Origin of the sequence: Paucibacter hankyongi (assembly GCF_037482915.1) — a bacterium.
GTDB lineage: Bacteria > Pseudomonadota > Gammaproteobacteria > Burkholderiales > Burkholderiaceae_C > Paucibacter_A > Paucibacter_A hankyongi.
Window position 1 is genome coordinate 428,722 of sequence record NZ_JBBHJX010000003.1, and the last position, 14,142, is coordinate 442,863.

Consider the following 14,142-nt stretch of genomic DNA (forward strand, 5'->3'; position numbering starts at 1 on the left):
TTCAAGTCAGCGCACGATGCCGCGCGAGGCGGCGGCCAGGAAGGTCAACATCAAATCAATGTCGGCATTCGCCTCGGCCTCGGCATTCCCGCCGCGCAACTCAGCCATGGCGTCTTGCGCCTGCTGCAAGGTCAGCGCCGAGCGGTACAACAGCTTGTGCATCTGCTTGATCACGCCGATTCGCTCGGCCGAAAAGCCACGCCGACGCAAGCCCACCTGATTGACTGCACGCGCCGTCAGCGGGTTGCCATCCACGGTCATATAGGGTGGCACGTCCTGGGCCACATGGGCCTGGAAACCAATCATGGCATGCGAGCCGACACGCATGCGCTGCAGCATGCCCGTCAAACCACCGACGGTCACCCAATCGCCAATCTCCACATGGCCAGCCAAGGTCACCCCATTGGCCAGCACATTGTGATTGCCCAGCAGCACATCATGCGCCAAGTGCACATAGGCCATGATCCAGTTGTCGTCGCCCAGCTCGGTCACACCCTTGTCCTGCACCGTCCCCGTATTGAAGGTGCAGTACTCGCGGATGGTGTTGCGGTCACCGATCACGAGACGGGTCGGCTCGCCCGCGTACTTCATGTCCTGCGGTGCGGCGCCGATCGAGTTGAACTGGAAAATCTTGTTGTCCCGACCGATGGTGGTGTGGCCCTCGATCACGCAATGCGAACCGATACTGGTGCCGGCGCCAATACGCACATGCGGGCCAATCAGGCTGAAGGCGCCCACGCTGACCGAGCCGTCAAGCTCGGCCGCAGGGTCGACGATCGCGCTGGGGTGAATCATCGTCATGCTGTAGGCCTAGGAGTCGATGGATCAACCGTCGATGCGGCGCATAGTGCACAGCAGTTGTGCCTCGGCGGCCAACTGGTCACCAACCATCACCTTGCCTGAGAACTTGAAGATGCCGGCCTTGGCGCGGTCCAGGGTCACGTCCAACAAGATCTGGTCGCCGGGCTCCACGGGCCGCTTGAAACGGGCGTTATCAATGCCGGCGAAATAGACCACGGTGCTGTCGTCCAAGACGATGTCCGAGCTTTCCAGCGCCAACAAGGTCGCCGCCTGCGCCATCGCTTCCAGCATCAACACGCCCGGCATCACCGGACGATGCGGGAAATGGCCGAGAAAAAACGGCTCGTTGATGCTGACATTTTTCAAGGCCAGGATGCGTTTGCCTTTTTCAATCTCAAGCACCCGATCCACCAAGAGGATGGGATAGCGGTGGGGCAACTTCTTGAGAATCTGGTGAATGTCCATCATGATGAATTCTTCTTTTCTAGCGACTTTTCAAGCGCTTTTTCAACGGCCTGCACACGCTGGCGCAAGGCATGCAGGTTTCGCAGGGTGGCAGCGTTCTTTTCCCAACTCGCATTGTCGTCGAAGGGAAAAACGCCGCTGTACAGGCCCGGCTTATGAATGCTGCGACTGATCAGAGTCGCGGCCGACACATTGACATGATCGGCAATCGTCAAATGCCCAACGATATTGGCAGCTCCGGCAATCGTGCAATGCGCACCGATTCGCGTACTGCCTGCAATCGCCGTGCAACCGGCAATCGCCGTATGCCGACCGATATGCACGTTATGGGCAATCTGAATCAGGTTATCGAGTTTGACACCGTCTTCGAGCACCGTGTCATCCAGCGCACCGCGGTCGATACAGGTGTTGGCACCAATTTCGACATCATCGCCAATACGCACTGCACCGAGTTGCTCGATTTTTTCCCAGCGCCCGGCGCTCGGGGCAAAACCGAAGCCATCGGCGCCGATCACGACGCCGCTATGAACGATGCAGCGTTCACCGATGCGGCAATCAAAACCGAGCGTGACACGCGCAGCCAGTCGCGTACCGGCCCCGACGCTGGCGCCACGGCCGACCACGCAATGCGCGCCGATGCGGGCGCCATCACCGATGCTGGCGTCGGCTTCGATCACCGCCAAGGCGCCAACATCGACCCCCTGCCCCAGGCGAGCGCTCGGATCGATCACCGCACTCGGATGGATGCGAGCCTCGGCCACCGGTCGAACGCGCGCCGCCCACCACTGGGTCAGCCGTGCAAAGTAAAGATAGGGGTCGGGCGTGACGATCGCTGCTCCGCGTGCAGCGGCCGCTTCGGCAAATGCCGGAGCCACGATCACACAGGCCGCCGCAGTCGTGGCCAGTTGCGCTTGGTAACGCGGGTTGGCCAGAAAGCTCAAAGTCGCCGGCGTGGCCCCTTCCAACGGGCCTATCCGCTCGATCGCTAACTGCCCTACAGTTTCGGCTGCACCATGAAGATCGCCGCCCAAGGCGGCGATAACTTCAGCCAGTGTGACGGCAACCACCGATCACTTCTGGGCGTTCAGCGTGTCGATCACTTTCTTGGTGATGTCGACGCGGGCGCTGACATTCAACGCGTCCTGCACGATCAGGTCGTATTTTTCGGCTTCGAAGATCTGCTTGATGACGCGATTGGCACGCTCAACCACCGCGCCCAGCTCTTCGTTCTTGCGCTGGTTCAGGTCTTCTTGCCACTCGCGGCGCTTGCGCTGCAGGTCACGGTCCACTTCGACCAGATCACGCTGACGGCGATTACGTTCGGCTTCGGCCAAGGTCGGTGCATCCTTTTCCAGCTTTTCGGCCGACTGGCGCAGCTTGTTTTCCTGATCCTTCAGGTCCTTCTCGCGCTTGCCAAACTCGGCCTCCAACTTCAGCTGAGCCGTCTTGGCCAGATTGGCCTCACGCAGCACCCGCTCACTGTTGACATAGCCGATCTTGATATCTTGCGCCTGCACGCCCAGTGCCGACACAGACATGAGGGCGGCCAAGGCCACCGAATTCAACAGCTTGCTCTTCATCAGAATGCGTTCCCGATCTGGAATTGGAATGGTTCTATTCTATCTGTGGGTTTCTTGCGCAAGGGCTTGCCGTAGCTGAGGCGCAGCGGGCCCATCGGCGAGATCCAACTCAGACCGATACCCACCGAGGAGCGCACCGTGTCAAAGTCGACCTTTTCATTCGGGCCCCACACATTGCCCGCATCAATGAAAGTGTAAATCCGGAAAGTCTTGTCATTGCCACTGCCGGGCACCGGCAGGTACAACTCGGCATTCAAGTTGACACGACGATTGCCACCGATACGGGTACCGGTCACGTCAACCGGGCCCAGCGAGCCGGCCTCAAACACGCGCACCGAACCCAAGCCGCCGGCATAGAAGTTCTTGAAGATGGGATAGGGCTTGTTGCCCAAGCCCACGCCCCAGCCCAACTCACCGTTCACGCCGACCGTGATCTTGTTGGTGACCGGAATGAACTGCTGGTATTGCATATTCAGTCGCGCATACCGGGCATCACCCAAGCCGCTGGTCTCCATATTGACGCGCTGGTACTTACCGGCGGTCGGGGAAATCACGCTGTCGCGGTTGTCTCGCTGCCAGCCAATGGTGAAGGGATAGGACACGCTGTCCTGTCCAAACAAGCGGCCGTACAACAGGTAGCTGTTCGGCAAACCGGCCGAGGTGGTCATCTTGGTGCGCTCATAGCCGAGGCCAAAGAACACCGTGTCGAGTTCCGAGAAGGGCACGCCGAATCGAATCGAGCCACCCTGGGTCACCAACTCAAACTGCTCGCCCAAATTGTTATACGGCTTTTGCGTCCGGTAGAACACATCGAGGGCACGCGACACGCCGTCGACGGTGAAGTACGGGTCCACCGTGCTCAGCACCAGCGTGCGGCCGGTCGAGGCGGTGGAGACTTCCACGCCCAGATAGTTGCCCGAACCAAAAACGTTGTCTTGCCGAATCGCGCCGGTAAAGGAGAGCTTTTGCTGGCTGGAGTAGCCTGCGCCGACCTGGATATTGCCGGTCGGGCGCTCCACCACATTCAGCACCACATCGACTTGATCCTGTGCGCCGGGAACCTCGCTGGTGTCGATGGTGACTTCCTTGAAGTAACCCAGACGTTCGACGCGATCACGCGATGCCTTGATCTTCTGGCCGTCGTACCAGGCCGATTCGAACTGGCGGAACTCGCGTCGGATCACTTCGTCACGGGTACGTGTATTGCCGGACACGATCACCTTGCGCACATAGACGCGGCGTTGCGGCTCACCGGTGAAGGTCACCACAACCTGGCCAGTGGCACGATCGATTTCGGGACGCGAATCGACACGCGCAAAGGCATAGCCAAAGGTACCGTACAGATCGGAGAAGCCGCGCGTGGTTTGGGCCACCGCTTCGCCTTGATAGGGCTGGCCGGGCTTCAACACGATCAAGCGTTTAAAGTCCTCATCTCGACCCAGGAACTCGCCTTCCAGCTTGACGCCAGTGACCGTGTATTGCTGGCCTTCATTGACGGTGATGGCGATATTGATGCTTTGCTTATCGGGCGAGATCGTCACTTGCGTCGAAGTAACGGCAAACTCCAGATAACCCCGATTCAGGTAGTAAGAGCGCAGCGTTTCCAGATCGGCATTCAGCTTGGCGCGTGAATAGCGGTCGGTCTTGGTGTACCAGGTCAGCCAGCCACTGCTGGTTTGCTCCAACAGGCCGACCAGGGTGCTTTCTGAAAACACCGAACTGCCCTGGATGCGGATTTCACCGATCTTGGCGGGCTCACCTTCACTGACCGTGAAGCTGACGTTGACGCGGTTGCGCTCCAGCGGCGTGATCGTGGTGGTGACCTCGGCGCCGTAAAGGCTGCGCGTCAGGTACTGGCGTTTCAATTCTTGCTCGGCGCGGTCGGCCAAAGCCTTGTCGAAGGGCTTGCCTTCGCCAATGCCGACTTCCTTCAGCGACTTGGTCAAGGCCTCGGTGTCGAACTCCTTCAAGCCAACGAAGCTGACGTTGGCAATGATGGGCCGCTCTTCGATCATCACGACCACGGCGCCGCCGTCGACGCTGATGCGCACATCCTTGAACAGGCCGGTGGCGAACAGCGCGCGAATCGCTGCGGCACCCTTGTCATCGTTGTAGTTGTCGCCGATACGGAATGGCAGCGACGCAAAGACGGTGCCGGGGTCCGTGCGCTTCAGGCCCTCGACGCGGATGTCTTTCAACACAAAGGGATCCACCGCCCAGGCGGCGCCTGACTGCAGGGCGGCCACCAGGGCCAAGGTCAGGGCTGTGGGGCGCATACGCGCGCCCATTCTTAGAGATGAGGACATGCAGATAGAGTCAATGCAGGCCCGTCAAGCGGGCCACGTCGTTGGAAAGGGCGAGGACCATCATCAGCATCAGGATCAACGCACCTGCGCGCTGCAGCTGCGTTTGCCACCACTCCGATACGGGGCGGCCGCTCAAACCCTCGAAAAGATAATACATCAGGTGCCCGCCATCGAGCATCGGCAGCGGCAGCAGATTGAGTACACCCAGGCTCACACTGACCAGCGCGAGAAAGCTCAGGTACTGCGACAGGCCCGAGCGGGCCGACTGTCCGGCATAGTCGGCAATGGTCAGCGGGCCGCTCAAATTCTTCAGCGACGCTTCGCCCACCAGCATGCGGCCAAAGACCTTCAGCGTCATGCTGGACACATCCCAGGTGCGCTGCGCCCCGCCCAACAGCCCTTCAAAAAAGCCCCGGCTGACTTTGACCATTTCCGGCGCACCGCCCACCATGGCTTCAATACGGCCGATTGGCTTGCCGCCCTCATCCACCCGCTTAGGCGTAACCTCAATCTCAAGCGCACGACCGGCACGCTCGATCCGCCAAACCGAAGCCTGAGCCTGCCCATCGCGCAAGGACTGACGAATCAACTCACGCAAGCCGGAGGCGTCTGCAACCGCAAGCCCATCAACCGCCAAGACCCGGTCACCGGCCTGCAGTCCAGCCAAATCGGCCGCGCCTCCCGGAGAGACCTTGCCAAGCACGGCCTCGCCCAAGGGTGAAAAGCCCAGCTTGCGCACGGTAGACGCATCAAACTCATGCGCGCCCATGCGGTCGGTTTCAAGCATCAAGCTGCGATGACCCTGGCCATTGCGCCCACCCACATCCAGATGCAAGGGCTCGCCCTTCGCAATAGCTTCGGACGCACGCGACAGCAGTTCCGAATAGGACTGAATCTCCCGCCAGCTCTGACCATCTGCGGATGTTGCTCGTACCAAATCACCAGCCTGCAGGCCAGCGCGGGCAGCCAAGGACTGCGCCGTGGGCGTGCCCAGCACCGCCTTCGGCTCCTGCGTCCCCACCCACATCGCGGCGGCAAACAAAAGCACCGCGAGCAAAAGATTGGCCAAAGGCCCAGCGGCTACGACGGCGACACGTTGACGCAGTGGACGATTGTTAAAAGCTTGATCGCGCAACTCAGGGGCAACCGGCCCTTCGCGCTCGTCCAGCATCCGCACATAGCCACCCAGTGGCAAGGCACACAGCGTGAACTCGGTGGCGTCCGGCCCATTTTGGCGACGCCAAATCACCTTGCCAAAGCCGACCGAGAAGCGCAGCACTTTCACGCCGCAGGCTCGGGCTACTCGGTAATGGCCGTACTCGTGCACGGCCACCAAGACACCCAGGGTCAGCAGGAAAGCCAGCAGCGTGGTCATGCAGCCATTCCGGCAATCAAGTCACGGGCATAACGCCGGGCACGAGCGTCGAGACCCAAGAGTCCTTCGACGCTGCTGCATTCGCCGCGCTCAGGCTGCAGATTGATCAAGCTTTGGCTGTTGACGCGGTGGATTTGATCAAAGCGCAAGCGGCGCGCGAGGAAAGCCTCGACCGCTTCTTCATTGGCCGCGTTCAGCACTGCGGTGGCCCCCTCAGGCCCCCGCAAAGCCTGCCACGACAGATACAGGCCCGGGAACCGTGCTTCGTCGGCTTCTTCAAAAGCGAGCGACGGGCCGGTCAAGAGATCAAGCCGGCTGGCTCCTGCCTCGATGCGCTCGGGGAAAGACAGGCCGTAAGCAATCGGCACCCGCATATCGGGCGTGCCCAACTGGGCTAGCACCGAGTTGTCACGGCACACCACCATCGAATGGATGATGCTTTGCGGATGAATGATGACCTTGATTTGCTCCGGCGTCAGATTGAACAACCAGCGCGCCTCGATCACCTCCAAGGCCTTGTTCATCATGGTGGCTGAATCCACCGAGATCTTGCGGCCCATCACCCAGTTCGGATGCGCACAGGCTTGCTCGGGCGTGACCTCGGCCAACGTGGCGGGGTCACGTTGTCTGAAGGGGCCGCCAGACGCCGTCAACACGATGTGATCGATGCGCTGCGCCCAGGTCTTGCGGTCCTCGGGCAGGCATTGAAAGATGGCCGAATGCTCGCTGTCGATGGGCAGCAAGGTCGCACCGCCCTGCTCCACCGCCTGCATGAACAAGGCGCCACCGACGACGATGGCTTCTTTGTTTGCCAGCAGCAGTCGCTTGCCAGCGCGCGCAGCGGCTAGGCAGGGCGCCAGACCAGCGGCGCCGACGATGGCGGCCATCACCATATCGACGTCTTCGTGGGCCGACACTGCCGAGAGGCTGTCCATGCCGTTCAAGACCTCAGTCTTGCTGCCCTGCTCGCGCAGCAAGGTGCGCAGCTGCTGGGCCAGCGCTGCATCCGGCAGCACGGCAAAGCGTGGTTTCCAAGTCAAGCATTGCGCCAGCAAGGCATCCACTCGACTCATCGCCGTGAGGGCGAAGACCTCGTAACGCTCCGGGTGGCGGGACAACACGTCCAGCGTGTTGACGCCGATGGAGCCGGTGGAGCCCAGCACCGTGATGCGCTGAGGACGGGAGTAACTAGTCATTGGAGAGGGCTCAGAGAACTCAAGGCCATGGCCAGCGGAAAGACCGGCAACAAGGCATCCACACGGTCCAAGACACCACCATGGCCGGGCAGCAATTGACTGCTGTCCTTGGCGCCAGCGGCGCGCTTGATCAGGGATTCAAACAAATCGCCAACGACGCTCATGCTGGCCAAAAAGACCAAGGCCAACAGGCCCCATGGCAGGGCGTTGCGCTGCAGCAGAATTTGGTACAGGCTGGGCGAATCCACCGCGAACTGAACATCGATGTAGTAGGTCCAGAAGAAAGCCAGCGCAATCACACCGAGCATGCCGGACCACACGCCTTCCCAGCTCTTACCTGGACTGATGGATTTGGCCAATTTGCGACGGCCGAAAGCACGGCCACCAAAGTAGGCGGCAGTGTCAGCCACCCAGACCAGGCAAAAAATCGACAGCAAGAAATTGATGCCGGTGCTTTTGGCTTCCACCATGGCCAGCCAGGCGGCGATCAAGGCCACCATGCCCAGCACCATGCGCGCCGTCTTGGTGGCGTGAGGCCATTGCTCAGGCCCGCCGCGCAGCGCATAGCTACCACCCAGCACCCAGAGCAGCGAGGCCATGAACCAGCACCAAGGCGGCGCAGCATCCCAGCCGACGAGCAGATGCAAGCCCCAGGCCAAAGCACCGGTGACTGCGCCAAAGACCAAGGCCGATGGACCCACCACGCCGTTCAGCCGCGACCACTCCCATCCCGCGGCAGCAATCATCAACAGGGTCAAGAGGGCAAATGGCAAAGCCGTGCCCGCCAACAAGGTAGGCAACAATGCCAAGAGCAAGAGCACTGCGGTGATGACGCGCGTTTTCAGCATGGTTCGTGCTCAGGTCTCGGCCGCAGCCGGCGCCTCTTTGACACCACCAAAACGACGGTCACGCTCGCGGAAAGCCTCAATCGCCGCGTCCAACTGCGCCTCGCCAAAATCAGGCCAGAGACAGTCAGAAAACACGAACTCGGTGTAGGCCACCTGCCAGAGCAAGAAGTTGCTGATGCGAACCTCGCCGCCGGTGCGGATGAAAAGATCCGGATCCGGCGCGTAGTTCATGGCCATGAACTCGGACAGCTTGGCTTCGGTCAAGTCTTGCGGCTGCACGCCCGCCTGTATGGCGGACTTGCAGGCCTGCACGATGTCCCAACGGCCGCCGTAATTGAAGGCCACCGACAAGGTCAGCTTGCTGTTGTGCGCCGTGGCGGACTCGGCTTCGTTCCAGGCATTGCGCAGCTTGGCCGAAACGGCTTCGCGGTCGCCAATGATGCGGATGCGCACGCCCATGGAGCCCATGCGCGCGAGGTAGCGAGAGACCGCCGCCAGCACCAAGCCCATCAGGCCCGACACCTCATCACTCGGACGCTTCCAGTTCTCGGACGAGAAGGCGTAAACCGTCAGGTGCTCGATATCGCGATCGATGCAGGCCTGCACCACCTTGACCAAGGTGTCCACGCCCTGCTTGTGGCCGAAGAAGCGCGGCAAGAAGCGTTTCTTGGCCCACCGACCATTGCCATCCATGACGATGGCCACATGGCGCGGCACGATTTTGTTGCTGTCATTGCTCACTGCGTCTTGTCTCTCGTGCTCGGCGCGTCAGCGCTTAAACGGCCAGAATTTCGGCTTCTTTGGCGGAGATCAGACGGTCGATCTCGGCAATGGTACGGTCGGTCAGCTTTTGCGCTTCGTCGAGGCTGCGGCGCTCGTCGTCTTCGCTGATCAGCTTGTCCTTGGTCAACTTCTTGGCCTGCTCGTTCGCTTCGCGACGCAGATTGCGCACCGCAACCTTGGCGTCTTCACCGGCATTGCGCACCACCTTGGTCAGGTCACGGCGACGCTCTTCGTTCAGCGGAGGCATTGGCACGCGAATCAACTCACCTTGCGAGGCCGGGTTCAGGCCCAGATCCGACTCGCGGATTGCCTTTTCGATCTTGGCGCCCATGCCTTTTTCCCAAGGCTGCACGCTGATGGTGCGGGCATCCAGCAAGGTCACGTTGGCGACCTGGGAGATCGGCACCATGGAGCCGTAGTAGTCGACGCTGACCTGATCAAGAATGCCCGGGTGAGCGCGCCCAGTGCGGATCTTGTGCAATTCGTTTTTCAGGGCCTCAACCGATTTCGCCATCTTGGTTTCGGCGTTCTGCTTGATGTCTGCAATGCTCATGTTTCTAAACCTTGATAACCTGATTCACCTTAACGCATGAGGCCACTCAAACGTGGACCAGCGTTCCTTCATCTTCGCCCATCACCACGCGCTTGAGGGCTCCTGGCTTGAGGATGCTGAACACGCGGATCGGCAGTTTCTGGTCACGGCACAGCGCAAAGGCGGTGGCGTCCAAGACCTGCAAATTCTTGGTGATCGCTTCATCGAAGCTGATGCGCGAGTAACGCGTGGCGCTAGGGTCTTTCTTGGGGTCGGCGGTGTACACACCATCGACCTTGGTGGCCTTCAAAACGATCTCAGCACCGATTTCGGCGCCGCGCAGAGCGGCCGCGGTATCGGTCGTGAAGAAGGGGTTGCCGGTGCCGGCTGCGAACACCACGACCTTACCTTCTTCCAGATACTGCAAGGCCTTGGGGCGCACATAGGGCTCCACCACTTGCTCGATGCCGATGGCCGACATCACCCGGGCCACAATGCCCTCCTGGCGCATGGTGTCGGCCAGGGCGAGCGAATTCATCACCGTGGCCAGCATGCCCATATAGTCAGCGGTGGCCCGGTCCATGCCGACCGAACCACCGGCAACGCCGCGGAAAATATTTCCGCCGCCGATCACGACAGCCACCTCAACGCCTGTTTGCGTCACTTCCCGGATTTCTTGGACCATGCGCACGATGGTGGCGCGATTGATACCGAAGGCGTCGTCACCCATCAGGGCTTCGCCGGAGAGCTTGAGCAGAATGCGTTTATGGGCGGGCATAGGGACCTCTTGATGCTGTGTTGCTGCGGTGTTTTGACCTGTGCCGCTGAGGGGCCCGCCTCGTGAGCAGACCATCAGCAGCGGCACAAGTGTAAAGGGCGCCATCGGCGCCCTTTTTTGCTTCAGGGCTTATTGGCCCTTGGCGGCGGCCACTTGCGCGGCCACTTCGGCTGCGAAGTCATCCACCTTCTTCTCGATGCCTTCACCGACCACGTACAGCGTGAAGCTCTTCACGTTGGTGGCCTTGTCCTTCAGCATGGCAGCGACGGTTTGCTTGCCGTCAGCAGCCTTCACGAAGACCTGGTCCAGCAGCGAAACTTCCTTCAGGAACTTCTGCACCGAGCCTTCAACCATCTTGGCGACGATGTCGGCAGGCTTGCCAGACTCGGCAGCCTTCTCAGCAGCGATCTTGCGCTCTTTCTCAACCAGCTCAGCCGACACTTCGGCCGACGACAGAGCGGCGGGCTTCATGGCAGCCACGTGCATGGCAACGTCCTTGGCGGCGACTTCGTCACCGTCGAACTCCACCATCACGCCGATGCGGGTGCCGTGCAGATAAGAAGCCAGCTTGGCGCCGCTGTTGTACAACTTGACGCGACGCAGCGACATGTTTTCGCCGATCTTGCCGACCAGGCCGCGACGCACTTCTTCCACGGTCGGGCCAAAGCCTTCTTGCGACAGCGGCAGATTGCCCAGAGCGGCCACATCGGCCACGCCGTGCTCAGCAGCCAAGGCAGCGCAAGCATTGGCGAAAGCCAAGAAAGCGTCGTTCTTGGTGACGAAGTCGGTTTCGCAGTTGACTTCCAGCAGTGCGCCGGTCGTGCCGACCACGGCAGCAGCCACTACGCCTTCGGCGGTCACGCGCGAAGAAGCCTTGCCGGCCTTGTTACCCAGCTTGACGCGCAGGATTTCTTCACCACGGTCGAGGTCGCCGCCGGCCTCGGTCAGCGCCTTCTTGCATTCCATCATCGGGGCATCGGTGCGGGCACGCAGTTCGGCCACCATGCTTGCGGTAATTGCAACCATCTTGAATCTCCGGTGTTTATCAGGGTTTAGCAGTAGAAGACTCCGAGGAATCCACGCTACTGCTCAAAAAAATTTGAAAAAAAGGGGCTGAATCAGCCCCTTTGTTAGGCAGCTGAAATTCAGGCGCCTTCGCTCACTTCAACGAACTCGTCGCCGGCAGGAGCCTGGGCTTGCACGACTTCGTTACCGGCGTTTGCGCGGCCTTCCAGCACGGCGTCAGCGACGGCCCGGGCATACAGTGCCACGGCCTTGGCCGAGTCATCGTTACCAGGAATGACGTAGTCGATGCCGATTGGCGAGTGGTTGGTGTCAACCACGCCAATGACGGGGATGCCCAGCTTCTTGGCTTCGGCGATGGCGATCTTGTGATAGCCCACGTCGATCACGAAGATGGCGTCAGGCAGGCCGCCCATGTCCTGGATGCCGCCGATGTTCTTTTCCAGCTTGGCCAGATCACGTTGGAACATCAAAGCTTCTTTCTTGATGGCGGGCTGAGTGCCGGCATCAACTTGAGCTTGCATGTCCTTCAGGTTCTTCAGCGAAGTCTTGACCGTCTTGAAGTTGGTCATCATGCCGCCCAACCAACGCTGGTCGACGTAAGGCATGCCGCAACGCTGGGCTTCCAGAGCGATCACTTCACGGGCTTGGCGCTTGGTGCCGATCATCATGATGTTGCCGCGCTTGGCCGACAACTGACGAATGAACTTCATCGCCTCTTCGAACGCAGGCAGCGTCTTCTCGAGGTTGATGATGTGGATCTTGTTGCGGTGGCCGTAGATGTACGGGGCCATCTTGGGGTGCCAAAAACGGGTTTGGTGACCAAAGTGGACGCCGGCTTCCAGCATCTCGCGCATAGTGACGGACATATTCATTTACTCCGAAGGTTGTGTCTAAAATCCGACCCGAATTGCTCTGCGCAGTGACGCTCAATCACCAAGCTGGCGATTGAACTCGAATACAGCAGCAACACCTCTCAGTGGCCGGTTTGCGATTTGTTCGCAAAAGTCTTGCGAAACATTTCAAAATTTCACCAGTCGCGCCGAGCAAAATGCTCAGAGCCGTCCGGCAAAACCCAAAGAGTATACACGATTCATGATCAATGACCTGAGCAGCGCCCTGGAGCGACTGCAAGAGGGACGCCTGAGCGCCGGCGAAGCCGCGCAAGAAAACCAACGGCAGGCTCGCTCGGAAAGCGCTCGCCATGTCTATGTGCGCGAGTTCGCTGCGAGCGCCATGGCGAGCGCGGCAGCGATCGACGCCATGGCGCAAACCGGCGTGCCACGCCCCGCTCTCGGCGGCCTCGGCATCAGCATCAAGGACTTGTTTGATGTGGCGGGCGCACCCAGCACGGCCGGGTCCACCGTGCTCGGCACGGCCGCACCCGCCCACGCCGACTGCCCTGCCGTGGCCCGGTTGCGCCAGGCCGGCGCCGTGCTCACCGGCCACACCAATATGAGCGAGTTCGCTTTTTCGGGCGTGGGCATCAACCCCCACCACGGCACGCCGATCAACCCGGTCACACGAGCCATCGATGGTCAACAGCGCATCCCCGGCGGCTCCAGCTCGGGCGGCGCGGTCAGCGTCTCATGTGGCGCCGCCTGGGCGGCACTTGGCTCCGACACCGGCGGCTCGATCCGCATCCCGGCCGCCCTGCAAGGCCTGGTGGGCTTCAAGAACACCGCCCGCCTGACGCCTGCCCAAGGATGTATTCCACTGTCCACCTCGCTGGACACGGTCTGCGCCATCAGCCACTCGGTGCGCGACGCCATCCTCTTGCACGAGGTGCTGGCCGCTCGCCGCGTTCAACTCAATCCTCGCCCTTTGAAAGCGCAGCGACTCGCCCTGGTCAAGCCGCTGTTTCAAGATGATTTGGACGGCACGGTCGCCGCCGCCTTCGATCGCAGCCTAAAGCGCCTGCGCGCGGCAGGCTGCACGATTGAAGAGATTGCCCCGACCCCGCTGAATCGACTGCCCGAACTGCAAGCCCTGGGCGGCTTTGCGGCCGCCGAAAGCTGGGCCTGGCACCGCGCCTTGCTGCAACAGCCCGAACTGGCCGGCCGCTACGCCCCCCGCGTCAGCCTGCGCATCCGGCGCGGCGAGGCCATTGGCGCGGCCGACTATATTGACCTGCTGAAGGCCCGCCACTCATGGATACAGGCCATGGAGACCGAGTTGGCCGGCTTTGATGCGGTCATCAGCCCCACCGTGCCGATGGTCGCCCCCTTGCTGGCCCCGCTGCTGGCCAGCGACGAACACTTCTTTGCCAGTAACGCTCTTTTGCTGCGCAACCCATCGGTCGTGAACCTGCTGGATGGCTGCGCCATATCGCTGCCTTGTCACGAGGAGGGAGAATTGCCGGTCGGCCTGATGCTGTGGAACAGCGCCGGCCGTGACGACTCCTTGCTCAGCCTTGCGCTGCAAATTGAACAACTTTTGAACACGAGACACTGAG

14 protein-coding genes are annotated in these 14,142 nt (G+C 60.9%); 1 reads left to right on the forward strand and 13 read right to left on the reverse strand.

Annotated elements, in window-relative coordinates; genetic code table 11:
- Positions 1–6 precede the first annotated feature (6 nt).
- The 13 genes from lpxA to rpsB form a co-directional block, all read right to left on the reverse strand.
- A complete protein-coding gene (lpxA, locus tag WG899_RS07860) occupies positions 7–801 on the reverse strand; it encodes an acyl-ACP--UDP-N-acetylglucosamine O-acyltransferase (protein WP_339595069.1) in 795 nt (264 codons plus the stop codon).
- 24 nt (positions 802–825) lie between these two features.
- Positions 826–1,269 carry a 3-hydroxyacyl-ACP dehydratase FabZ gene (gene fabZ, locus WG899_RS07865; protein WP_263537045.1) on the reverse strand — a complete coding sequence of 148 codons (444 nt, stop codon included), beginning with the start codon at positions 1,267–1,269 and terminating at the stop codon, positions 826–828.
- Positions 1,266–2,333, reverse strand: a complete 1,068-nt coding sequence (gene lpxD / locus WG899_RS07870) for a UDP-3-O-(3-hydroxymyristoyl)glucosamine N-acyltransferase (RefSeq protein ID WP_339595070.1) — start codon at positions 2,331–2,333, stop codon at positions 1,266–1,268. The genes fabZ and lpxD overlap by 4 nt, the downstream gene beginning before the upstream one ends.
- A gap of 3 nt (positions 2,334–2,336) precedes the next feature.
- Positions 2,337–2,846, reverse strand: a complete 510-nt coding sequence (locus WG899_RS07875) for an OmpH/Skp family outer membrane protein (RefSeq protein ID WP_339595071.1) — start codon at positions 2,844–2,846, stop codon at positions 2,337–2,339.
- Positions 2,846–5,122, reverse strand: coding sequence for an outer membrane protein assembly factor BamA (bamA, locus tag WG899_RS07880; RefSeq protein ID WP_339595072.1), 2,277 nt, complete (start codon positions 5,120–5,122; stop codon positions 2,846–2,848). The genes WG899_RS07875 and bamA overlap by 1 nt, the downstream gene beginning before the upstream one ends.
- A gap of 40 nt (positions 5,123–5,162) precedes the next feature.
- Positions 5,163–6,527 (reverse strand): RIP metalloprotease RseP, encoded by a 1,365-nt coding sequence (rseP, locus tag WG899_RS07885; RefSeq protein ID WP_339595073.1) that lies wholly within the window; start codon positions 6,525–6,527, stop codon positions 5,163–5,165.
- Positions 6,524–7,723, reverse strand: coding sequence for a 1-deoxy-D-xylulose-5-phosphate reductoisomerase (gene ispC / locus WG899_RS07890; protein WP_339595074.1), 1,200 nt, complete (start codon positions 7,721–7,723; stop codon positions 6,524–6,526). The genes rseP and ispC overlap by 4 nt, the downstream gene beginning before the upstream one ends.
- Positions 7,720–8,571 carry a phosphatidate cytidylyltransferase gene (locus WG899_RS07895; RefSeq protein ID WP_339595075.1) on the reverse strand — a complete coding sequence of 284 codons (852 nt, stop codon included), beginning with the start codon at positions 8,569–8,571 and terminating at the stop codon, positions 7,720–7,722. Before WG899_RS07895 ends, ispC begins: the two co-directional genes overlap by 4 nt.
- Positions 8,572–8,580: 9 nt before the next feature.
- Complete coding sequence (gene uppS / locus WG899_RS07900) at positions 8,581–9,312, reverse strand: polyprenyl diphosphate synthase (RefSeq protein WP_339595076.1); 732 nt, start codon at positions 9,310–9,312, stop codon at positions 8,581–8,583.
- 34 nt (positions 9,313–9,346) lie between these two features.
- Positions 9,347–9,907: a ribosome recycling factor gene (gene frr, locus WG899_RS07905; RefSeq protein ID WP_263537053.1), complete on the reverse strand. Its 561-nt coding sequence runs from the start codon at positions 9,905–9,907 to the stop codon at positions 9,347–9,349.
- A 46-nt stretch (positions 9,908–9,953) separates the two neighbouring features.
- Positions 9,954–10,664 carry a UMP kinase gene (gene pyrH, locus WG899_RS07910; RefSeq protein ID WP_339595077.1) on the reverse strand — a complete coding sequence of 237 codons (711 nt, stop codon included), beginning with the start codon at positions 10,662–10,664 and terminating at the stop codon, positions 9,954–9,956.
- Between the two features lie 129 nt (positions 10,665–10,793).
- Positions 10,794–11,690, reverse strand: a complete 897-nt coding sequence (gene tsf / locus WG899_RS07915) for a translation elongation factor Ts (RefSeq protein ID WP_339595078.1) — start codon at positions 11,688–11,690, stop codon at positions 10,794–10,796.
- A gap of 119 nt (positions 11,691–11,809) precedes the next feature.
- On the reverse strand, positions 11,810–12,556 hold the full coding sequence (gene rpsB, locus WG899_RS07920; protein WP_339595079.1) for a 30S ribosomal protein S2: 747 nt from the start codon (positions 12,554–12,556) through the stop codon (positions 11,810–11,812).
- A 226-nt stretch (positions 12,557–12,782) separates the two neighbouring features.
- Here rpsB and WG899_RS07925 point away from each other — a divergent pair, with 226 nt between their 5' ends.
- Positions 12,783–14,141: an amidase gene (locus WG899_RS07925; protein ID WP_339595080.1), complete on the forward strand. Its 1,359-nt coding sequence runs from the start codon at positions 12,783–12,785 to the stop codon at positions 14,139–14,141.
- The last annotated feature ends 1 nt before the right edge of the window (position 14,142 follow it).